The sequence below is a fragment of the Nitrospina gracilis Nb-211 genome (assembly GCF_021845525.1).
GTDB lineage: Bacteria > Nitrospinota > Nitrospinia > Nitrospinales > Nitrospinaceae > Nitrospina > Nitrospina gracilis_A.
On the sequence record NZ_JAKJKD010000001.1, the window covers coordinates 2773212 to 2795628 of the forward strand.

General features: G+C 59.9%; 21 protein-coding genes. 7 read left to right on the top strand and 14 right to left on the bottom strand.

Going from position 1 to position 22417, the window contains the following annotated elements:
• Window positions 1-2: 2 nt before the first annotated feature.
• Complete coding sequence (locus J2S31_RS13045) at window positions 3-209, bottom strand: hypothetical protein (protein ID WP_237099600.1); 207 nt, start codon at window positions 207-209, stop codon at window positions 3-5.
• On the opposite strand from J2S31_RS13045, the gene J2S31_RS13050 reads away from it, so the two are divergent.
• Together J2S31_RS13050 and hflX are read left to right on the top strand one after the other, a co-directional pair.
• Window positions 190-786 (top strand): toxin-antitoxin system YwqK family antitoxin, encoded by a 597-nt coding sequence (locus J2S31_RS13050; RefSeq protein WP_237099601.1) that lies wholly within the window; start codon window positions 190-192, stop codon window positions 784-786. The genes J2S31_RS13045 and J2S31_RS13050 overlap by 20 nt on opposite strands.
• A gap of 81 nt (window positions 787-867) precedes the next feature.
• Window positions 868-2154 (top strand): GTPase HflX, encoded by a 1287-nt coding sequence (gene hflX / locus J2S31_RS13055; protein ID WP_237099602.1) that lies wholly within the window; start codon window positions 868-870, stop codon window positions 2152-2154.
• A 19-nt stretch (window positions 2155-2173) separates the two neighbouring features.
• Here hflX and J2S31_RS13060 read toward each other — a convergent pair whose 3' ends face one another.
• The 5 genes from J2S31_RS13060 to queG all read right to left on the bottom strand — a co-directional run bounded on the left by J2S31_RS13060 (window position 2174) and on the right by queG (window position 8853).
• Complete coding sequence (locus tag J2S31_RS13060; RefSeq protein ID WP_237099603.1) at window positions 2174-4357, bottom strand: ATP-dependent helicase; 2184 nt, start codon at window positions 4355-4357, stop codon at window positions 2174-2176.
• A 68-nt stretch (window positions 4358-4425) separates the two neighbouring features.
• Entirely contained in the window at window positions 4426-5574 is a 1149-nt protein-coding gene (locus J2S31_RS13065; RefSeq protein WP_237099604.1) for an ABC transporter substrate-binding protein, read from the bottom strand.
• A 67-nt stretch (window positions 5575-5641) separates the two neighbouring features.
• The gene (gene hemH / locus J2S31_RS13070; RefSeq protein ID WP_237099605.1) at window positions 5642-6586 is read right to left on the bottom strand and encodes a ferrochelatase; all 945 of its coding nucleotides are present in this window, start codon (window positions 6584-6586) and stop codon (window positions 5642-5644) included.
• Window positions 6579-7619: a uroporphyrinogen decarboxylase gene (gene hemE, locus J2S31_RS13075; protein ID WP_237099606.1), complete on the bottom strand. Its 1041-nt coding sequence runs from the start codon at window positions 7617-7619 to the stop codon at window positions 6579-6581. Before hemE ends, hemH begins: the two co-directional genes overlap by 8 nt.
• Window positions 7620-7647: 28 nt before the next feature.
• The gene (gene queG, locus J2S31_RS13080) at window positions 7648-8853 is read right to left on the bottom strand and encodes a tRNA epoxyqueuosine(34) reductase QueG (RefSeq protein WP_237099607.1); all 1206 of its coding nucleotides are present in this window, start codon (window positions 8851-8853) and stop codon (window positions 7648-7650) included.
• 31 nt (window positions 8854-8884) lie between these two features.
• On the opposite strand from queG, the gene J2S31_RS13085 reads away from it, so the two are divergent.
• From J2S31_RS13085 to J2S31_RS13100, 4 genes are all read left to right on the top strand, one after another.
• Window positions 8885-9820 (top strand): histone deacetylase family protein, encoded by a 936-nt coding sequence (locus tag J2S31_RS13085; RefSeq protein ID WP_237099608.1) that lies wholly within the window; start codon window positions 8885-8887, stop codon window positions 9818-9820.
• A gap of 40 nt (window positions 9821-9860) precedes the next feature.
• On the top strand, window positions 9861-12344 hold the full coding sequence (locus tag J2S31_RS13090) for an ATP-dependent Clp protease ATP-binding subunit (protein ID WP_237099609.1): 2484 nt from the start codon (window positions 9861-9863) through the stop codon (window positions 12342-12344).
• Window positions 12341-12883: a Gx transporter family protein gene (locus J2S31_RS13095; protein ID WP_237099610.1), complete on the top strand. Its 543-nt coding sequence runs from the start codon at window positions 12341-12343 to the stop codon at window positions 12881-12883. Before J2S31_RS13090 ends, J2S31_RS13095 begins: the two co-directional genes overlap by 4 nt.
• A gap of 99 nt (window positions 12884-12982) precedes the next feature.
• The gene (locus J2S31_RS13100; protein ID WP_237099611.1) at window positions 12983-13666 is read left to right on the top strand and encodes a glycosyltransferase family 2 protein; all 684 of its coding nucleotides are present in this window, start codon (window positions 12983-12985) and stop codon (window positions 13664-13666) included.
• Window positions 13667-13682: 16 nt separating this feature from the next.
• Here the strand turns inward: J2S31_RS13100 and J2S31_RS13105 are convergent, their stop codons facing one another.
• Both J2S31_RS13105 and J2S31_RS13110 read right to left on the bottom strand, forming a co-directional pair.
• Window positions 13683-15041, bottom strand: a complete 1359-nt coding sequence (locus J2S31_RS13105; RefSeq protein WP_237099612.1) for an alanine/glycine:cation symporter family protein — start codon at window positions 15039-15041, stop codon at window positions 13683-13685.
• 124 nt (window positions 15042-15165) lie between these two features.
• A complete protein-coding gene (locus tag J2S31_RS13110) occupies window positions 15166-15891 on the bottom strand; it encodes a DUF4124 domain-containing protein (RefSeq protein ID WP_237099613.1) in 726 nt (241 codons plus the stop codon).
• 143 nt (window positions 15892-16034) lie between these two features.
• On the opposite strand from J2S31_RS13110, the gene J2S31_RS13115 reads away from it, so the two are divergent.
• Complete coding sequence (locus J2S31_RS13115; RefSeq protein ID WP_237099614.1) at window positions 16035-16442, top strand: PRC-barrel domain-containing protein; 408 nt, start codon at window positions 16035-16037, stop codon at window positions 16440-16442.
• Between the two features lie 13 nt (window positions 16443-16455).
• Here the strand turns inward: J2S31_RS13115 and waaF are convergent, their stop codons facing one another.
• The 6 genes from waaF to rho all read right to left on the bottom strand — a co-directional run bounded on the left by waaF (window position 16456) and on the right by rho (window position 22398).
• Window positions 16456-17526 carry a lipopolysaccharide heptosyltransferase II gene (gene waaF, locus J2S31_RS13120; RefSeq protein WP_237099615.1) on the bottom strand — a complete coding sequence of 357 codons (1071 nt, stop codon included), beginning with the start codon at window positions 17524-17526 and terminating at the stop codon, window positions 16456-16458.
• 42 nt (window positions 17527-17568) lie between these two features.
• On the bottom strand, window positions 17569-18837 hold the full coding sequence (gene murA / locus J2S31_RS13125; RefSeq protein WP_237099616.1) for a UDP-N-acetylglucosamine 1-carboxyvinyltransferase: 1269 nt from the start codon (window positions 18835-18837) through the stop codon (window positions 17569-17571).
• Window positions 18830-19726, bottom strand: coding sequence for a peptide chain release factor N(5)-glutamine methyltransferase (prmC, locus tag J2S31_RS13130; RefSeq protein ID WP_237099617.1), 897 nt, complete (start codon window positions 19724-19726; stop codon window positions 18830-18832). The genes murA and prmC overlap by 8 nt, the downstream gene beginning before the upstream one ends.
• A 15-nt stretch (window positions 19727-19741) precedes the next feature.
• The gene (gene prfA, locus J2S31_RS13135) at window positions 19742-20815 is read right to left on the bottom strand and encodes a peptide chain release factor 1 (protein ID WP_237099618.1); all 1074 of its coding nucleotides are present in this window, start codon (window positions 20813-20815) and stop codon (window positions 19742-19744) included.
• Between the two features lie 77 nt (window positions 20816-20892).
• A complete protein-coding gene (gene rpmE, locus J2S31_RS13140; RefSeq protein ID WP_237099619.1) occupies window positions 20893-21129 on the bottom strand; it encodes a 50S ribosomal protein L31 in 237 nt (78 codons plus the stop codon).
• A gap of 18 nt (window positions 21130-21147) precedes the next feature.
• A complete protein-coding gene (gene rho, locus J2S31_RS13145) occupies window positions 21148-22398 on the bottom strand; it encodes a transcription termination factor Rho (RefSeq protein ID WP_237099620.1) in 1251 nt (416 codons plus the stop codon).
• Between the last annotated feature and the right edge of the window lie 19 nt (window positions 22399-22417).

The window sequence follows — 22417 nt, forward strand, 5'->3', positions numbered from 1 at the left end:
CCTCACTCATGCGGACTGTCGGACTTGAACAGGCCGGTGATAAAATGGACGAGGTAGGGAATCAGCACCCCGAACACGAGCAGTCCCCAGGTGAGGCCGCTTTCGCCATACTTGAGTTCAAGCGTATGGATGGGGCCGCGGTAGGCCCACACGGCGTAGAGCCCGCCCACCACAACCAGCAAGATGATTTTGAGACGCTTCGCCTTCATATCCGCCTCCCTGGCCGCCACCTTGCTGTGGCTGGCCGTGGCGTGTCCCGCACCGGCGGCGGCCGGGCAGAAAACCGTCATCCAATCCTATCCCAACGGGTCGGTTCATTTCGAGATCCAAATCGACGAAAACCGATTCCGCCACGGCTGGACGCGCGAGTTCCGCGAGGACGGCTCGCTGATGAGCGAGTACATGCACGAACACGGCGTGAAGCAGGGGCTTGCCCGTTTCTATTACGACACGGGCGAACTGATGACCGTGTGGGTGTACGAGGACGGCCAGCGGCACGGCCAGAGCATCGGCTACTTCAAGGACGGCGCGGTGAAAGACCGGGGATTTTACAAGCACGACCGCCTGCACGGTCCGGTGACGTTGTACTACCCCGACGGCACGGTGAAGGCGCAGTTGGAATTCAAAGACGGCAGACGCCACGGCGAAAGCCGCACGTATTACGAAGACGGGCAGGTCGAGTTCGTGTACCGCCACAAAAACGACCGCCTGGTGGAAAGCGAGCATTACGGACGCGACGGGCAACCGATTGAAAAGAAACACTATCCGAGGGGCGGTCTGCGCTGACACCTTTCCAGCAAAATTTCAATGCCAGGGGTTTTGCAATTGTTTGGCACGGCCTCGAGCGCCGCGATATAATGAGAGTGAATGAAGCCCGTCTATTTTGATACACAGAAAGTGAACAACCACCACCCTCGCGCTATCCTTGTCGGCGTGGAGACGAACCAGGGCACGGGTCCGCCGGTCGGCGACTCGCTGGACGAGTTGTCCGGCCTCGCCACCACGGCGCATTACGACCCCGTCGCCCACCTCACGCAACGTCTGGCCACGATCCATCCCAAAACCTATCTCGGTAGCGGCAAAGTGGAGGAACTGGCCCAGGCGGTGAAACACCACGACGCGGAGATCGTGATCTTCGACGAAAACCTGTCGCCCGCGCAAACGCGCAACCTGGAAAACCTGCTCAAGTGCAACGTGGTGGACCGGTCGTGGATCATTCTCGAAATCTTCAGTGACCACGCACGCACCAGCGAAGCCAAAACGCAGGTGGAACTGGCGCGGCTGAAATACTCGTTACCGCGCCTGACGCGGATGTGGGGTCACTTGTCGCGCCAGCGCGGTGGTATCGGCATGCGCGACGTGGGTGAGACGCAGATCCAGCTCGACCGGCGCATGATCCGCGACCAGATCTCCAAGCTCACGAAAAAACTGAACCGCATCCATAAGGAAAAACAGACGCAACGAAAAAGCCGGCAGACGGCGTACCAGGTCGCCTTGGTGGGTTATACCAACGTCGGCAAATCGACCTTGATGAACTGCCTGACGGGTGCGGACACGCTGGTCGAGAACAAACTGTTCGCCACGCTGGACGCCACCGTGCGCAAGGTGAAAAAGAATTTTCCGTACCCGATCCTGTTGGCCGACACCGTCGGGCTCATCGACAAACTGCCGCACGACCTGGTTGCATCCTTCAAAAGCACGCTGGACGAAGTGCGCAACGCCGATCTGCTGGTGCACGTGATCGACATCAGCCACCCGCATTACCGCCGCCAGATGGCGACTGCGGAAAGCGTGCTCAACGAACTCGGCATGCACGACACGCCGACCGTGAACGTGTTCAACAAGATCGACCGCATCGAAAACCAGCAGGACGTGGAGGAGATGCGTCGGTTGTACCCGGACGCGGTGTTCGTTTCCTGCCGGAAGGAGTTGGGGCTGGACGACCTGCGCCAAGCCATCGTGCGCCATTACGAAGCGCGGCTGGTGCCCTACCAGGTGGAGTTGGATTACACACGCTCGGACCTCATTCCCGAAATCCGCAAACACGCGCTGGTGGTGGACGAGCGATACCACGACCAGACCATGACGCTCGACCTGCGCATCTGGCCGCACCACAAGGCCCGCCTGATGGAACTGCTGAACGGCTACGCCTGAAGCAAACCGCTTTTAAAATTCAAACTACGATGAGGTTGGCGTGAGCCACGGCGAGTTTTTTCTTGCCCGCGCCTTTGAAAAACACGACCACTTTCATGTCGTCGTCACTGCCTTCGCGGTTGACCACCACGCCGGAGCCGAACTTGGGATGCAGGACTTTCGTGCCCACGGCGTAGCCGGTGTCGGTGGCGGGCGGCGGTGCACCCGCAGGCAACGACCATTCGTCACCGCCGTTTTTCGACGCGTAGGATGAAGAATAGGAGGACGAGGCTGTCATCGCAGGCGCGCTCGACTCCATCGTCATCACCTCACGCGGAATGGCGTTTATGAAATCGGAAGGCTGGTAGGTGAAGGTGCTTCCGTAAATGCGCCGTCGGCGCGCGTTGCTGACCATCAGCCGCTTGCGCGCACGGGTGAAGCCGACATAACACAACCGCCGCTCTTCTTCATACTCCTCATTGCTCGACAGCGAACTGGCGTGCGGCAGGAGTCCGTTCTCGAAGCCGATGATGCACACCGAATCGAATTCCAGCCCCTTACAGGTGTGGAGCGTCATCAGCGCCAGCACACCCCGGCTGTCGTCCAGATTATCGAGATCGGCAACAAGGGTTGTGGTGTCGAGAAATTCTCTCAGCGAACCTTTGCGGTCGATGTCCACGAACTGCTCGACGGCGGAACGCAACTCGTTCAGGTTTTCGATACGGCTTTTCGCTTCCTGCGTGTTTTCCCTCTGCAATACCGTGACGTAACCGGTTTTCTCGAACACCTCCTGCAACAGATCGACCGCCGGGCTGTCCTCCGCCACCCGCTGAAAGCGGTCCATCATGGCGACAAACTGCGCGATCTTTTTCGCCGGCCCCGCTCCCACAATCTCCACCGCCCGGCGCAGGCCTTCCAGCAACGTCAGGTGGTGTTCCCCGCAGTAGGCCTCGACCTTGTCCACGGAGGTCTTGCCGATACCGCGCACCGGCGTGTTGACGATGCGCTTGAGCGAAACCGAATCGTTGGGGTTCAGAATCACGCGCAGGTAACTGAGGATGTCCTTGATCTCTTTGCGCTCGTAAAACTTGAGGCCGCCGATCACCTGGTAGGCCACGCCCAGATGACGCAGTTGATCCTCCAGCACACGCGACTGCGCGTTGGTGCGGTAGAGGATGGCGATGTCGTTGAGCGACGCGCCGTCCTGCACCCACTGGTGGATGCGTTCGCACACCGCGCGGGCCTCGTCGATTTCATCCTCTGCGCGGTAATACAAAATAGGCTCGCCCGACTCGTTGCGCGTCCACAGATTTTTCTCGCGGCGTGCCGCATTCTGCCGCACCACCGCTCCGGCGGCGTTCAGGATGGTCTGCGTCGAGCGATAATTCTCCTCCAACTTGATGACGGTGGTGCCGGGAAAGTCCTTTTCGAAGTGCAGGAGGTTTTCCAGGTTGGCGCCCCGCCAGCGGTAGATGCTCTGGTCGTCGTCGCCCACCACGCACACGTTGTGATGCGCCCGCGACAGCAGTTGGATGAGATGGTACTGCGTGAGGTTCGTATCCTGAAACTCATCGACCAATATGTAGCGGAAGCGGTCGTTATAGTGATCGCACAGTTCCTTGTTGGTCTTGAACAGTTTCACCGTCATCATCAGCAGGTCGTCGAAATCGAGGGCGTTGTTTTCCTTGAGCGCGTTCTGGTAGTGCGGGTACACATGCGCCGCTTTCAACTTGTGGCCATACGGCAGGGCGTCGAGCTTGATGTGTTCCGGCAGTTGGTAATCGTTTTTGAATCCGCTGATGTGGTGCAGGATGGCTTTCGGCGGGAACGCTTCTTCGTTCACCTGCGCCGCCTTCATGCATTTTTTGACGAGCGACAACTGGTCCTGCGCGTCGTAGATGACAAAATCCTTCGTATAGCCTGGAAACTCCATGTGCTGGCGCAGGAGGCGCAGGCACAGCGAATGGAAGGTGCTGATCCACGGCGCACGGCCACCGTCGCCCATCTGCCCCAGCACGCGCTCGCGCATCTCCCCCGCCGCCTTGTTGGTGAAGGTGATGGCGAGGATGTTCTCCGGCGCGATGCCTTTGTCGCGGATCATGTGCAGGATGCGGAATGTGATGGCGCGGGTCTTGCCCGATCCCGCACCCGCGACCAGCATGAGCGGGCCTTCCGTGTGCCGGACGGCTTGCAGTTGTTGCGGATTGAGTTCGTTGGAATTCATGAAAAAAAAAGGGCGGGAGAAACTCGAAGGGCGGGGCGCCCGTCACGCTCCACGCATCATGCGCACGTTCAGTACGTCATGATGGTTTGAAAGTAATCGAAAGTGTAATCCTCGACCTTGAAAATGTCGATGGGTTTTTTCACCGCGTGGCCGGATTCGAAACGGATCTCCCCCGTTGCGCCCTGAAACTGCGATTGTTCTATGTGGTGGCGCATGGATTCGGAATCAAGTTTGCCCGCCAGCAGGGACTGCAGAATGATGGTGGTGGCGTCGTAATAACTGGCGGAGTACAGGTTCGGTTGCACGCCGTACTGCGTGGTGAAGCGTTTGACGAATTCCCGCACAGGCGGCTTCGGCGATTTGAGCCGCCAGTTCATGGCCGAGGCGAAGGTGTTGCGCGCCGCCTCGCCCGCAATGTCGATCAGATCCTGACTGTACACTCCGTCACCGCCGAGGAAGGGCGTTTCCAGCCCGATATCACGCGCCTGTTTGAGAAGCAGTCCGCCTTCCGCCGGATACGTGAGGAAGAACACCGCGTGCGGGTCCAGGCCCTTCACCTTTTCCAGCGCTGCGGAAAAATCCGTCGTGCCCTTGGCGATGCCGTGCACCCAGTCGATGCTCCCGCCCAGATTGATGAACTCGCGGTGCACCACCTTCTGGAACTCGCGCCCGTAATCGTTGTCGAGGTAGAGGATGACGCCCTGCCGGGCGCGCAGGATTTCATAAGCGAACCTGGCCAGTGCCCGGCCCTGGCGGTCGTCCGGCGTGACCAGCGTGAAGGCGTAATCGCCCGCCTTCCGGATCTTGGGCGTGGTGGCGCTTCCCGACATCAACACCACCTTGTTCTTCTGCACAAGCGGCGACATGGCGAGGAACACCGGTGAGGTGAACGGACCGACGATGGCCTGCACCTGTTCTTCCTCGATCAACGCCCGCGCCACCTTTTCGCCCTGTTCGGGGTCGGAGCGGTCGTCCACCAGCACCATCTTGACCTTGAGGCCTTTTTGAGCCAGGGCGGAAGAGTAGGTCTTCAACGCCAGTTGGATACCACGTTCGGCGTCCGTGCCCTGCGACGCGTTCTCGCCGCTCAAAGGCAGGACCGCACCCAGAACGACACGGGTTTCCTTACCCTCGGCCACCGCCGGACGCGGAGACAAAAAAGCGCCCAGCACACTCAACGCCAGCGCCCAGATCAAAAATCGGGAAAAATACTTCATGTCGGATCACCTCAATACAAACAGGATATCACTGTTGAAAGAGGGAAATCCACAGAAGGAAAGAGAATCAGACGAGGTGTTCCCAGACCGCTCCGGCGAGGGCTTCGATGAACAAAGGAGAGGTGTTGAGGGATTCGGTGCGGAACAGCACGAGGCCCTTTTCTTCCGCGTATTTTTTGAATCCGATATCGATATCGTAAAGGATTTCAATGTGATCGCAGACGAATCCGACGGGGAAAATGAGCACCGCCTTGCCGCCCTCCCCGGCAATCTTATCGAGGGTTTCCTCAACGCTCGGTTCCAGCCACGGGCAGGGGATCATGCCCTGGCTTTGATACGCTTGGTGCCAGGGCTCCATTGGCACCTGCCGGCGGATGGCATTCAGCGTTTTTTCATATTCCTGCACGTAGGGGTCGAGACCCTCCTCGACGTACGCTGACGGAATGCTGTGCACGGTGAACACCGTATGGAAGGTTTCGTAGCCCTTGGCCTTGAGGTCCGACTCCGCGGCGCGGAACCGTTCCGCAAACGCGTCGATCAGCGACGGCTGGTTCGGCCAGCTTTTGATGAACTGCACCGGGATGCCGCCCGCATCGCACGCTCCCAGGGCTTCGTTGAACGAGTTGAGATACCGCTCCGTGCTCCACTTGCTGAACTGTGGCGCGAGACAGAGCGCGACGAGGCGGTCCACACCGTCGGCCTTCGCCTTCCGCACCGCGTCTTCGATGAGCGGGTACCAGTTGCGCATGCCGATGTACACGCGGAAACGGTCGCCTTCCTGGTTGAGAAACGTTTCCAGCGCCTCCGCCTGCGCCTCGGTGATCTGGAGCAGGGGCGAACTGCCGCCGATGGCCTCGTAGCGTTCGGTGATCTCGCGGATGACTTCCGTACTCGACGCCGTGCCGCCACGGATGCGTTTCAGGTACTCGGGAATATCGGTGACGCGGTTGGGTGCGCCGTGGGCGAGCAGGATGACCCCCGTCCTCACGTCCTGTGCGGTGGGACTAGCCATGCCGGTACTCGTGCACCATGTCCACCACGGCCTTGACGTGATCGACCGGCGTGTGTTGCAGGATGCCGTGGCCGAGGTTGAAGATGTGGCCCGGCCGTCCTTCGGCGCGTTTCAAAATGTCGAGGACCTTCTCGCGGATCACCGGGATCGGCGCGAACAGGATGTTGGGATCGAGGTTGCCCTGCACCGGTGTGTCCAGGCCGATCTGCCGGCGCGCGTCATCCAGATGGATGCGCCAGTCGAAGCCCATGACGTCGCCGCCGGACTGATGCACCAAGGGCAGCATGCTTGAGGTGCCCGTGCTGAAATTGATCACCGGCACGCCGCATTCCTTGAGGCCCTCGAACACCCGTTTCGTATGCGGCAGGATGTAGCGTTCGTAGTCGCCGGGGTTGAGGCATCCCACCCAGCTGTCGAAAATCTGGAGGGCCTGTGCGCCCGCTTTCACCTGCATCTTCAGGTAATCAACCAGCACGTCCACCACCTTGTCCATGAGCAGGTTCCACGTCTCGGGCTCCTGATACATCATGAGCTTGGTGGTGGTGAACTCTTTCGATTTGCCGCCTTCCACCATGTAACTGCTCAAGGTGAACGGCGCGCCGCTGAACCCGATGAGCGGCAGTTTCCCCGCAATCTCCTTGCGCACCAGTTTGATCGCATCCCCAACATACCCCAACTGCTCCTCGCTGTTGACCGGCCGGAGGTTCTCCACGTCCTGGCGCGTGCGCACGGGGCGTGGAATGGAAGGACCGTCGCCTGCGGTGAACTCCAGCCCGGTGCCCATCGGCTCCAGCGGCAAGAGGATATCGGCAAAAATGATGGCCGCATCGACGCCCAGCACGTCCAGAGGCTGGAGCGTGACCTCGGTCGCCAGCTCCGGCGTGCGGCACATCTCGAGGAACGAGTATTTGGCCTTGAGGTCGCGGTACTCCTTCATGTAGCGGCCCGCCTGGCGCATGAACCAGACCGGGGTGCAGTCCACCGGCTCGCCCCGGCAGGCCTTCAGAAAGCGGTATTCTCCGTTTTTGTCCATGGTGCTCCTGATTTTGGGGAAATGCCGATTATAGGCCGTTTCCGCCTTGTGGATCAATGGATTTTAGGCGCTCGATTTCCGCCTGCACGCAGGCATCGGCCTCATCCGCCAGAGGACCCTGTACCTCCTGCCAGACTTTGTCGCCCAGCAGTTCCCCCAGCGCCCATACGGCGTGCGCGCGGATCAGCGGTTCCGGGTCACCCAGCACCGCCACCAGCACGGGAACGGCTTCCGGGTCGCCGCTGTTACCGAGGGCGACGGCGACATTGCGCAGGAGGCCGCGGCGTTTGATGCGTTTGACGGGGCTTTTGCGGAAGCGTTCCCGGAAACCGTCTTCATCGAGGCGCATGAGGTCGATGAGCCGGCGCGTGCCGGCGCGTTCCTGAAAGGTGGGTTCGCCGGTGGTGACGGCGTACGAATTCCACGGGCACACGATCTGGCAGTCGTCGCATCCGTAGATGCGGTTGCCGATGGCCTTGCGGAACTCGAGCGGGATGACGCCCTTGAGCTCGATCGTCAGATACGAGATGCACCGCCGCGCGTCGACCACGTAAGGGGCGACGATGGCGCGGGTGGGGCAGATGTCGATGCAACTGGTGCAGGTGCCGCAGTGGTCGGTGGCGGGCTCGGAAAACGGCAGGGCCACATCGATCAGAATCTCGGAGAGGAAGTAATACGACCCCAGCCCTTCGGTGAGCAGGTTCGAATGCTTGCCGATCCACCCCAGTCCCGCCTTCTCGGCCAGTGCTTTTTCGAGCACGGGACCGGTGTCCACGTACGCCTTGCTGGCGCATCCGGGAAACAGCTCCCACAAAAAATGCTCCAGCTTGTGCAGGCGCGGTTTGATGAGGTCGTGGTAATCGACGTTCCACGCGTAGTTGGAAATATCGCCCGTTTGGGGTTGATTTAAAAAATCGAGGGATTTGGCCCGCGTGTGATAATTGGTGCGCAGGCACAAGATGCTTTTCACACCGGGCAGGATAAGCGCGGGATCGAGCCGTTTGGCCTCGCCGCGCTTCATGTAGGCCATCTCGCCGTCGTGACCGCGCTCGAGCCATTCGAGAAACCGCCTGCCGCCGTCGCCGGCGTCGGGCGGGGCCACGCCCAGCGCGTCGAATCCCAGCTCGCGTGCGCGGTCATGCAGGGCGTTCATTTTTTCTGAGAGCGTTGCCGTGTGCATGCCGTTCAAACCATTTGCGGGAGGGTAGGCGATTTTGCTATTCTCGTGGCTCACGCTTGCCGTTCCCCTTTTCTCCCGGACACCCATGAAAAAAACCGGATACATCTACCATCCGCTGTACCTGGAGCACGAAACCGGAAGCCACCCGGAGAACCCCGGCCGTCTGCGCGCCATCACGCACAAGCTGGAGGAGACCGGCCTGATTTCGCGCCTGTCCCCGCTGGAGCCGCGCGCCGCCACAGCGGAGGAGATCGCGCTCAACCATCCGGAACGGTACATGGATTCCGTCGCCCGCGCCTGCGAATCCGGGATGAGCCGCCTGGACATGGACACCGCCATCAGCACGAAGTCGTACGACTCGGCCCTGCTGGCGGCGGGGGCGGGGCTGACTGCGGTGGATGCGGTGCTGGACGGCACCTGTGACAACGTGTTCTGCGCCGTGCGCCCGCCGGGCCACCATGCGGAAGAGACGCGGTCGATGGGGTTCTGCCTGTTCAACAACGTCGCCATCGCCGCCCGGTACGCGATGACGAAAAAGGGCCTCAACCGGGTGTTCATTTTTGACTGGGACGTGCACCACGGCAACGGCACCCAGCATTCGTTTTACGCCGATCCTAACATTTATTATTCCAGCACTCACCAATTTCCTTTTTATCCGGGAACCGGCGACAAGGACGAAACGGGGACGGGGGACGGGCTCGGCACCACGCTCAATTTTCCCATGCGCGCGTTTTCCAACGATGCGGATTACATTTCGGTGGTCAAGGACAAGCTGATCCCGGAGATGTTCCGCTTCAAACCGGACCTCATCATCATTTCTTCCGGATTCGACGCGCACGAAGACGACCCGCTGGCCAACGTGTCGCTCACCACGGAGTGTTTCGGCGAGATGACCCGGCTGATTCGCGGCGCGGCGGACGAAATCTGCCAGGGACGCCTGATTTCCATGCTGGAAGGCGGTTACAATTACGAGGCGCTGGCGGACTCGGTGTACATTCATCTGGAAAATTTGTTATCATAAAAAGGTCTTTTCACTTACCCACATTCATTCGATCTGAATCATGCTTCAACAATATTTGAGGCAATTCACCGATAAAGTCATCGACGCCTTGAACGTCGGCGCCATGGAAATGGTGAACCTGCGCCAGACCCTGCTCACGCCGGAGTTCGTGCTGATCGGCCTGATCGAGGCGCAGGACTCCCGCCTGAAACGTTTCTTCGAAACGTATTACCCGGAAAACAAGGACCTGTCCCGTCAGCTCCTCGACCGCCTGTTCGAAATCGTTTCGGCTGAAAGCCCGGAGGAGATGCAACAGATCCAGCAGATCCACCTGTCCAAGGAAACCAATATCCTGTTCGAGGTGGCGCAGGAAGAGGCCAAGAAGTTTGGCGACCGCTACATCGGTGTCGGCACCATGTTCCTCGGCATGCTGGATTCGCGCGTGGGCCGCGTGGCCAAAACCCTGCAGGAGTTCGGCTTCAAGTACGCCAAGGTACACGAAGACCTGGAGATCATGCGCGGCGGCGCCACCATCGACGAGCAGAACGCCGAAGGCAAGATGGACGTGCTCAGCCAGTACACGACGGACCTCACCGACCTCGCCCGGCGCGGCGATCTCGATCCCGTCATCGGCCGCGAAAAGGAAATCGACCGGCTCATCCAGATCCTGTCACGGCGTAACAAGAACAACCCGGTGCTCATCGGCGAGCCCGGCGTCGGCAAGACCGTCATCGTGGAAGGCCTCGCCCAGAAGATCGTGAAAGCCGAGGTGCCCAATAGCCTGCTCAACAAACGCGTCAAAATGCTCGAGATGTCGGAGATCATCGCCGGCGCGAAGATGCGCGGCGAGTTCGAGGAACGCATGAAGGCGGTGAAGGACGAGATCGTCAGCGCCCACGGCAACGTCATCCTGTTCATCGACGAATTGCACACGCTGGTCAGCGCCGGTGCGGGCGCAGGCGGCGTCGACGCGTCCAACATCCTCAAGTCCGCCCTCTCCCGCGGCCAGTTGCAATGCATCGGCGCGGCCACACTGGACGATTATAAAAAATCCATCGAGCAGGACAAGGCGCTGGAACGCCGCTTCCAACCGGTCATGGTATCGGAGCCATCGGTGGAGATGACCATCGAGATGCTGAAAGGCATCAAGGCGCGCTATGAGAGGCACCACTCGATCATTTACAGCGACAGCGCCATCCGCGCCGCCGCCAAGCTGTCGGAAAAACACATCTCCGACCGCGCCCTGCCGGACAAGGCGGTGGACCTGCTTGATGAAGCCGGGGCGAAAAAACACCTCGCTCTCATTTACGTGCCGCCGGTCATCCAGCAGTTGGAAAAAGAAAAGAACGACCTGTTGAAAGCACAGAAGGCGGCGTTCGACGAGCAGGATTTCCGCAAGGTGGCGGAACTGAGGCAGGAAGTCATCGAGATCGACCACAAACTCGCCGAAGAAAAAAAAGAATGGAACGAAAAGCTCAAGGAGGTCGATCACTCGGTGACGGAGGAAGACATCGCCAACGTGGTGGCAACGTGGACCGGCATTCCGGTCAACAAGATCCGCGAGACGGAAACCGAGAAGCTCAAGAACATGGAGGACAACCTGCACAAGCGCGTCATCGGCCAGCACCAGGCCATCGTCGCGCTCAGCAACGCCATTCGCCGGAACCGCGCCGGACTGAAAGACAAAAACCGCCCCATCGGGTCGTTCCTGTTTCTCGGCCCCACCGGCGTGGGCAAGACGGAGCTGGCGAAAGCGCTGGCGGAGTTTCTGCTCGACGACGAAAACCGCCTCATCCGTCTCGACATGTCCGAGTACATGGAAAAGCACGCGGTGTCGAAGATCATCGGCTCGCCGCCGGGTTACGTCGGTTACGACGAAGGCGGTCAATTGACTGAGAAGGTGCGGCGGCAACCCTACTCCGTCATCCTGCTCGACGAGCTGGAAAAGGCGCACCCGGACGTGTTCAATATTCTTCTGCAACTGTTGGACGACGGGCGGCTCACCGACGCCCACGGCCGCGTCACCAGTTTCAAGAACGCCATCATCATCGGCACCTCCAACATCGGCACGCAGTTCATCACCGAAGGCAAGACCAAGGGCATCGGCTTCGCCACCCTGGATGATCCCGACCGCGACTACAACCAGATCCGCTCACTCGTCCTGAACGAAGTGCAAAAGCTGTTCAAGCCGGAGTTCATCAACCGGCTCGACGACCTGATCGTGTTCCACAAGCTGGAACCGGAACACGTGCGCGCCATCGCCGACCTCATGCTGAACAACCTCAACAAGCGTTTGCAGGAAAACGAAATGAGCGTGGAGGTCACCGAAGCCGTCAAGAAGCAGTTGGCCAGGGAAGGATTCAGCGACACCTACGGCGCGCGGCCGCTCCGCCGCCTGATCGAGGATAAAATCGAAAACGCCATTTCCATGAAGATCATCAACGGCGAACTCAAGCAGGGCCACGCCATCCTCGTCGATTACGTGGACGATGAATTCGTGTTCTCCGCGAAGGAAGTGGAACCGGAGGCCGTGCCCGCGTCATGACCTCCTCGCCCATGCAAAACGCCACTCCCGACAACCGCAAGCTGGTGGTGCTGGCCATTCTGGTCGGCCTCGGCGTGGTTCTGCACCGCGTGGAGGCGATGCTCCCTCTGCCCTCACCGTGGGTGAAGCTCGGCCTCGCCAACGTCATCACCCTGGTCACGCTGGTGCGCTACGGGTTTTACGAAGCGCTCACCGTCACCGTGCTTCGCATCTTTCTGGGTGGCATCTTCGGCGGCACGTTTCTCGGCCCCACGTTTTTCCTGAGCCTCACCGGCGGGCTTGCGGCGATGGCGGTCATGGGACTCGTGCATCACCTCGGCCAGCGCTGGTTCAGCCTGATCGGGGTCAGCGTGTCCGCCGCCTACGCACACACCACCGCCATCTTTCTCTGCGTATTCTATTTCTTCATTCAGCAGAAAACGTTTCTGCAACTGCTTCCCGTGTTCCTCACCTTCTCGCTTCTCACCGGCATCCTGACCGGCGTCCTCGCCAACCATGTGCTGGAACGCATGCGCGAGGAAAACGTCACCGTCCCTTGAGTTTCCGGCCTCAATTTAATTTAGACATCCCGGGCCCAATGCCTTACACTGGAACAAATGACTCCAATAAAATCCATGAGTTAACCAGGCTGAGGCTCCGTGAAAATCTCCGTCGTCATTCCCGTTTACAATGAAAAAGACACCGTCCGCACGCTGATCGAACGTGTGGAAGCGACGCCCTACGATAAAGAAATCGTGCTGGTGGACGACTACTCTACCGACGGCACGCGCGAGATTTTAAAAGAATACGAATCGAAGGACGGCTTCCAGGTCATTTACCACGAGAAAAACCGGGGCAAGGGCGCGGCACTGCGCACGGGATTCAGAAACCTGACGGGCGACGTCATCATCGTGCAGGACGCCGACCTCGAGTACAATCCCGCCGAGTATGGTGTGCTTCTGGAACCCATCCTCGACGGCCGCGCCGATGTGGTGTACGGGTCGCGGTTTTTAAGCGGACCCCACCGCGTGCTGTTCTTCTGGCATTATGTCGGCAACAAGGTGCTCACCACCCTGTCCAACATGTTCACCAACCTGAACCTGACCGACATGGAAACCTGCTACAAGGTGTTCACGAAAAGGGTGCTGGACTCCATCACCCTCAAGTGCGACCGCTTCGGTTTCGAGCCGGAGTTCACCAGCAAGATCGCGCGCAAGAATTTCCGCATCTACGAAGTGCCCATCTCCTACAGCGGACGCGACTACTCGGAAGGCAAAAAGATCAACTGGAAGGACGGGGTCGCCGCGATCTGGTTCATCATCAAGTTCCGGCTGACGGATTGAGAATAAAAAAGCGGAATCAGTCGTAGCGGTGGATGGAGCCGTTGCGCAGTCCGTCTTCGAACTGCTTCGTTTCGCGGCTCAGCAGACGGCTCAACGCCAGAAGGGCAATCAGGTTGGGAATGGCCATGAGCGCATTCATGGCGTCGGCGAAATTCCACACCAGGTCCAGTTTCACCACCGCCCCGACGAACACCACCACGCACCACACCCCGCGGTAATACCACACCCACTTCACTCCGGCGAGGTATTCGAAACATTTCTCGCCATAGTAACTCCAGCCCAAAATTGTCGAGAAGGCAAAAGTGACCACACCCAGCGTCACAATCCACTGCCCCCATTGCCCGGGAAGGCCCGCGGAGAACGCCCGCAGGGTGAGCGCCACACCGGTCTCGCCGGACGTCCATACCTGGGTGGTCGCCAGCACCAGTCCGGTGAGCGAACACACGATGATGGTGTCGATAAACGTCCCCGTCATCGACACCAGCGCCTGCTTGGCGGGCTGATTGGTCTTGGCCGCGGCGGCGGCGATGGGTCCGCTGCCCAATCCCGATTCGTTGGAAAACAACCCGCGCGCCACACCGAAGCGGATCGCCTGCGCCAGCGTTGCCCCGGCGAACCCGCCGGAGGCGGCGGTGCCGGACAGGGCGTCCTCGAACAGCATGGCGAGGCCCGACGGCACCTGCTCCCAGTTGCCGAGTAAAATGAAAACCGAGCCGCCGAAATACAGGAGGACCATCACCGGCACGAAAAACGAAACCACCTCGGCGATCCATTTGACGCCGCCGAAGATGACGAGTCCCGTCAACATCATCAATACGCCGCCCACCACCTCTTTCGACACGCCCGCCACATCGACGATGGCCTCCGCCGTGGTGTTGGCTTGCACCATGTTGCCGATGCCGAACGCGGCGACCGCCCCGGCAAACGCGAACACCACACCCAGCCAGCGCCACCCCAGTCCTTCTTCCAGGTAATACATGGGACCGCCGGAGATTTCCCCGCGCGCATTGACGGTGCGGAAGCGCACGGCGAGGAAGCCTTCGGCGTACTTGGTGGCCATGCCGAACAGCGCCGTGATCCACATCCACACCACCGCTCCCGGCCCGCCCAGCGCCACCGCCGTCGCCACGCCGGCGATGTTGCCGACGCCGATGGTGGCGGAAAGCGCGATCATGAGCGCGCCGAAATGCGAGATGTCGCCGTCGCCGTCGCGCTCGCGGGAAAACGTGAGGCGCAATGCGTATCCCAGCATGCGGAACTGGATGCCGCGCAGGCAGATGGTGAGCCAGATGCCGGTGCCTACCAGAAGAACCAGCAGCCACGGGCCCCACAAAAAGCCGCTCAGGTCGGAAAAAAATTGATTGATCGCGGTCATTCTACCGTCGAGTTGGAATGCGTTTGAGATCGTTCAAAAGGAAGGAATGCATCCAATTAAAACAGATGTGGAGGATCGGTTGCCGGCAGCATGGCCCCGCATCGTGGTGGAAAAATGAATTGGCTTACTTGGTTTCGCTTTTCTTCGCCGCTTCAGCCTTGGCCTTCGCCTCGGCTTCGGCCTTATCCTTTATGGACTGTTGAATCGCCTGGTCGATTTTCTGAATCAGGCTCGCCGCCTGCTTGGATTCGGATTCGAAGCGCGCGTAAATATCGTAAATTTTCCGCTTGGGGGTGCCGGTGTTGACCACCGTGTCTTCATCCTGGGAGATGCTGCTTTGCACAAATCCCCGCGCCTGCACCAGCAAAGGATTTTTTGCGTTGCCGAGCTTGGCCACCATATCTTTTTTCACGGACAGGTTGCTCTGGATGTCGCTGTACATCCGGCGGCCGTTGGTGAAATTTTTTTGCACGTCCCTATACTTTGCACCCAGAGGCACCATGCGGTTCAACACCGACTTGGCCTCGTTCATCAACCGTTCCTGCTCTTGGGAGAGTCCGACCTGCTCCTTGTCGGAGGAGCCGGTTGTACTGGACTTGCCGGAGCCGCCGCTGTCTTCCGAGGCCTGGTCCCCGCCGTTTTTGGATTGGAGTTTTTTATCGGGAACGAATTTGGCCCGCGCCTTGCCGCGGTATTCAGGGGGAATGCCGCTCAGAAAATCGGAATAGTGCACCACCCCCTGGTCGTCGGTGTACATGTAGATGTAACGGGCTGCAGCGGGCGAGGCAAACGAGGTCGCCAATAAAACCGCCGCCAGCAGGATCAGCGCTCGGGGATGGAGGTGTCGCATGATGGGCTCCGGTTGGGAGTTCAGGCAAGCCGCCCGCCAGACGCAACGGGACGACTCGACCGTCTTAGAATTATACAACAACCCATTGATAAATTTGATATAATTTGCGGCAAATCGAACGAGCAACTCATCCAGGGCCCGTCATGACTTTCAGTCCTCTGCGCTACCACGACGACAACATCTACGACCTCCGCAGTGAAGAGCGGCTGGTCGGTTCGTACGTGTACGACAAGGACATGCGCGAGATGGCGCGTATCCGCGGCGTGCTCGCCGAACCGGACACGCACCGCGTGCGTTACATCGTGTTCGTCGAAGGCGGGTTCCTGTCCACCAGCGGCAAAACCGTGATCTTCCCCATCGCCCATCTGGCGGCGATCGATTCCGCCAAAGTGCAGGCGCAGTACACGCGCGAAGCCATCCAGCAGGCACCGACCCCGGAAGACATTGACGCACTGACGCGCGAAGAAGAGCAGGTGATCCTGAGCTACTTCGACCTGGAGCCTTACTGGGACGAGGCGCAGGAGAAAGAAGAGTCCAACCCGGAAGGCTAAATCCCCCCCTCCCTCAAACTCGCTGTAAAAGACGTTGCACCGCCTGCATCACTTCCTCCACCTGAATGTCTTCAATGCAGTACGGCTTGCTGTTGGGGGAAGGTTCGCACTCTTCAAAGAACCGGTGACGGCAGGGCGAGCATGGAAAGTTTTTGGTGACGATTTCCTTTTTCTCCGGCGCAATGACCGGGTCGGTGGTCAACACGTTGCCGGGACCGAAGATCGCCACCACCGGCGTGCCGACCATGGCGGCAAGGTTCATGATGCCGCTGTCATTGGCGATCAGCAAACGGCAGTTTTTGATCACACCCAGCACATCGTGCATGGGGAGTCCGGTGAGCGCCGCGCATTTATCCGGCGGGCAATGGGCGCGGACTTCATCGATCAACCCCGCCTCCGCCTGGCTTCCCAGAAACACGACCTGCGCGTCCTGATCCGCGATCAACCTGCGGCACAATTCGCCGAAACGTTCCGCATGCCAGCGTTTTTCTGGTTTGGACGCACCCGGCTGCACCGCCACCAGGCACGGCGTGTCGCCGAGACCCTTGCCGGCCAGCATCACCTTCTGCCGCGCAATATCCTCATCGGTCAACACCGCATCGAACGTGCGCTCCAATGGGGGCGCGTTCAACGCCTGCGCCAGGCCGTAATAATAATCGACCGCATGCAGGCTCCGCGAATCGATGGCGGGAATCGAGTGCGTCAACAGACCGCCGCGCCACTCGGTGCCGTAACCGAGACGCAGGCGCGACCCGGAAAGGCGTGACAACAATGCCGCACGCAGGGCGTTGGGAAACAGGATGGAGAGATCGAACCGGTACTTGCGCAGGCTCCAGCCGAAACGCAAAGACGCCAGCGCGCCGCTGGATGCACTATGAGGGATGCAGATGACGCTGTCGAATGCGGGATGGTGTTTTAAAAAATCGTCGGCGGGGCGGCGCACAAGAGCGGTGAAGCGGGCCTCGGGAAACACCTTGCGGATGCCCTGCACCGCCGGGACAGCAAACACCACGTCGCCCAGCCAGTTCGGCATCCACAACGCGACGTGATGGATATTCTCTTTGGACCAGTTGGTGGATCGCATGGTTCGGTCATTCCCGGCAGTCCGCGTTCACGCCCGCCTTTTTCACCTTATGCTATCACCGTGGATTCGGCGAATGGACGCGCCCAGTTGCGACAGCTTCTCTTCCATGGTCTCATAACCGCGGTCAATGTGATAGACGCGGGAAATCATCGTTTCGCCTTCTGCCGCCAGTCCCGCCAAAACAAGAGACGCACTCGCCCGGAGGTCGGTGGCCATGACCGGCGCACCGCTCAGTTTCTTCACTCCGGTGACGATGGCGGTGTGACCATCGAGAAGGATGTTCGCGCCCATGCGCTTCAATTCCGCCGCATGTAAAAAACGGTTCTCAAATACGGTTTCGGTGATGACGCTCTGTCCCTCCGCCAGGGTCATCAACGCCATGAACTGCGCCTGGATGTCGGTGGCGAAACCGGGATACGGTTGTGTGATGATGTTCGCCGGATGCAACGGACCCGAACGGCGCACACGCACCGAGCGGTCGCCTTCCGTCAATTCGATTCCGGCTTCCTTCATTTTGAGCAGGACCGGTTCCAGGTGCTGCGGCAGGCAATGCGTCACCTCCACATCGCCGCCGGTGATGGCGCCGGCGATCATGTAGGTCGCTGCCTCGATGCGGTCGGGAAAAATGGCGCACTGGATCGGTTTCAACGACGACACGCCTTGGATGACCAGGGTGTCGGTGCCGCCGCCCTCGATCTTCGCACCACACCGGTTCAACACGTCCGCGAGGAAGGTCACCTCCGGTTCGCGCGCCACGTTCTCCAGAATGGTTTCCCCCTCCGCCAGCACCGCCGCCATCATGACGTTCATGGTGCCGGTGACGGTGGTCGAATCGAAACAGAAGCGCGTGCCTTTCAGCTTGTCGGCCCGGCCTTTGATGTAGCCGCCTTCGATGCTGAGTTGAGCCCCCAGCGCGCGCAGTCCCTTGATGTGCAGGTCGATGGGACGCGCCCCGATGGCGCAACCGCCGGGGAGCGACACCTCCGCCTTGCCGAGGCGCGCCAGCAAAGGGCCCAGCACCAGGCACGACGCACGCATGGTTTTGACCAGTTCGTACGGCGCTATGTGATTGTGGATGGGAGTCGAGTCGAGCACGATGCGGTCGCCTTCGAACGACCCGGTTTTGCAACCGAGGTCTTCCAGCAGCTTGACCAGCGTGAGCACGTCACGCACGCGCGGGATGTTGGTGATTTCGTTTTTGCCGCTGGTGAGGAGGGTGGCGGCGAGGACCGGAAGCACCGCGTTCTTGGCGCCGCTCACGCGCACCGTGCCCTTGAGGGGACGCCCGCCTTCGATGCAGATCCTATCCACGAACCGCTCTCCTTCTGGCCGATAGCACCCGCTCCGCGCCGGTGTAGTCGCTTGCCCGCTCGATGCCTTCGAAGCCGCCGTTCTCCGCGACGAGGCGGTTGACCTCCGGACCCTGGTCGTCGCCGAACTCCAGCACCAGCGAGCCGCCGGGCCGGAGCAACATCGCCGACAGCGGAATGATTTTGCGGTAGGCGTCCATGCCGTCATGCCCGGCGAGCAGGGCCTGTTTCGGCTCGTACTCGCGGATTTCCGGCGCGAGGGTTTCGTACGTTTCGTAATCGATGTAAGGCGGGTTGCTGAGAATGTAATCGAACGGCGCGCCTTCCCAGAACTCGCGGTGGAAATCCGCCTGCACAAACTGAATCTGCGCCGACACATTGTGCGCCGATGCGTTGTGCCGCGCCACGTCCAGCGCGCGGCCGGACAGCTCCATCGCCGTGATGGTGGCCGTAGGGCACTCGCGCGCGGCGACGATTGCCAGAATGCCCGATCCCGTGCCTACGTCCAAAATGCGCGGCGCTTCCACGCCGTCGCGTTTGACCAGCGTGAGGAAATGTTCGATCAAACATTCCGTATCCGGACGCGGAATGAGCACATCCGGCGTCACTGTGAAATCCAGCGACCAGAATTCCTTGCGGTCCAGCAGGTAGGCCACCGGCTCGCGTTGTTCGCGGCGGGCCATCATGGCTTCAAACGCCATGGACTGCACCGCAGTCACCTCACGATCCACGTCCGCCATCAACCTGGTGCGCGTGGTGTTCATCGCCTCCGCCAGCAGGACCTCCGCATCGAGGCGCGGCGTGTTGATGCCCGCTTCACGCAGACGGTTTTCGGCATCCTGGAGGATTTCGCCGACGGTGATGAGAGCGTCGGATTTCAGCGTGGACATGGGAATCGCTCCGGCTCAGGAAGCGCCGCTTTTCTGCAGGGCTTCGGTTTGATAATGGTAAACGAGCTTGTCAATCAACTCGTCGAGGTCGCCTTCCAGGATCTGCGTCAGCTTATGCAGGGTGAGCCCGATGCGGTGATCGGTGACGCGTTCCTGCGGATAATTGTAAGTGCGGATGCGCTCACTGCGGTCACCCGAACCGATCTGCGTTTTACGGTTCTGCGCGTAGGCTTCCTGTTGTCGTCTCTGCTCTTCTTCAAACAAACGCGCACGCAGGACCTTAAGCGCCTTTTCCTTGTTTTTGTGCTGGGACTTTTCGTCCTGGCAGGTGACGACGATGCCGCTCGGCACGTGGGTGATGCGCACCGCGGAATCCGTGGTGTTGACGCTCTGCCCGCCGGGACCCGACGAGCGGTACACGTCGATCTTGAGGTCGTTGGGATTGATCTGCACGTCCACCTCCTCCGCTTCCGGCAGGATGGCTACGGTGACGGCCGAGGTGTGGATGCGTCCCTGCGTTTCCGTGGCAGGCACGCGTTGCACGCGGTGCGTTCCCGCTTCGTACTTGAGGCGGCTGTACGCGCCCTTGCCTTGAATGTTGCACACGATTTCCTTGTAACCGCCGACGCCCGTGGCGTTGCTGCTCAATACCTCCATTTTCCACCGCCGGTCCTCCGCATAACGCGAATACATGCGAAAAAGATCAGCGGCAAACAAGCCGGCCTCATCTCCCCCCGTTCCGGCGCGGATTTCTATGATGACACTTTTCTCGTCGCGCGGATCCTTGGGCAACAACATCAGTTTCAATTGTTCTTCGTGTACTTCTTTGCGGTGGCTGAGCGACTCGACTTCCTCGCGCGCCATCTCGATCAATTCGCGGTCGCTTTCCTCTTCCAGTACCTTGCGGTTTTCCTGCAGTTGACGGTCGGCCCGCTTCCATTCCCGGTACTCGGAGACGATATCACTCAGCTCGGCATGCTCGCGCGCGTACTTCTGGTATTCGGCGGGGTTGCCGTACACTGCGGGGTCACTCATTTTTTCATTGAGTTGTTCGTAGCGCTTTTCGATGTCATCGAGTTGTTCAAACATGGGCTTCGGCGTTCAGGCCGGGCTTGGGGTGGAAAGGAGGGTTCTTCGCCGTCGGGCTTTCCGGAGGATGGGGAAAGCTAGTTGGGGGAGGCCTGCTTGGCGGCTTTCGCTTCCTGGGCTTTCTGGTATTTGCGCGTGAACTTCTCGATGCGGCCGGCGCTGTCGATCAGCTTCTGCTTGCCGGTGAAGAAAGGATGGCAGGCGGAGCAGATTTCCTGATGCACGTCTTTCACGGTGGAACGGGTCTTGACCTCGTTGCCACAGGCGCATTTGATGGTGGTCTCGTAATATTCCGGATGGATATCCGCTTTCATTCTACGTTCTCCGAACGATCAGGAATTCATCGTCTGGATGAATTCCGCATTGGTCTTGGTTTCTCGCATTTTCTGCAGGAGGAGTTCCATCGTATCATGGATACCCATCGGCAGTAAAACTTTTCTCAACAGCCAGATTTTCTGGAGCTCCTGCTCCTCGATGAGCAGTTCTTCCTTACGCGTACCGGAGCGGTTGATGTCGATCGACGGGAAAATGCGTTTTTCCGCGAGTTTCCGGTCGAGCACGATCTCCATGTTGCCGGTACCCTTGAATTCCTCGAAGATGACGTCGTCCATCCGGCTTCCGGTATCGACCAGCGAGGTGGCGATGATGGTGAGACTGCCGCCTTCCTCCAGGTTGCGGGCCGCACCGAAGAAACGCTTCGGACGCTGGAGGGCGTTGGAGTCCACACCGCCGGAGAGCACCTTGCCGCTGGGCGGCACGATGGCGTTGTAGGCGCGCGCGAGGCGCGTGATGCTGTCGAGCAGGATCACCACGTCCTTGTTGTGCTCGACCAGCCGTTTGGCTTTTTCGATGACCATCTCGGCGACCTGCACGTGGCGCTGCGCCGGTTCGTCGAAGGTGGAGCTGATGACTTCGCCGCGCACGGAGCGTTCCATGTCCGTCACCTCTTCCGGGCGTTCGTCGATGAGCAGAACGATCAGCACCATTTCCGGATGATTGGTGGCGATGCTGTTGGCGATGGACTGCAACAGCATGGTCTTACCGGTACGGGGCGGAGCGACGATGAGACCGCGCTGGCCCTTGCCGATCGGCGTCATCAGGTCCATGATGCGCGCGCTGTAGTCGGTGCAGTTCGGCGTCTCCAGACGGATGCGCTCCAACGGGTAGAGCGGCGTCAGGTTGTCGAACAGAATCTTGTCTTTGGTCTTGTCCGGGTTCTCGTAGTTGATCGCCTCGACCTTGAGCAGCGCGAAGTAACGCTCGTTTTCCTTGGGCGGGCGAATCTGGCCGGAGATGGTGTCGCCGGTGTGCATGTCGAACTTCCGGATCTGCGAAGGCGACACGTAAATGTCGTCGGGGCCCGGAAGGTAGTTGTACGTCGGCGCACGCAAGAAGCCGAATCCGTCGGGCAGGATTTCCAGCACGCCCTGTCCAAACATCAAACCGTCTTTTTCGATCTGGGCCTGGAGTATTTTGAAGATGAGGTCCTGCTTGCGCAAACCGCTGTGGCCTGGAATTTTCAGCGACTTGGCCATGTTGGTCAACTCAGAGATGGTCTTGGTTTTGAGTTCCTCGATGTTCATGGATGGTGCTTGTGTTTGT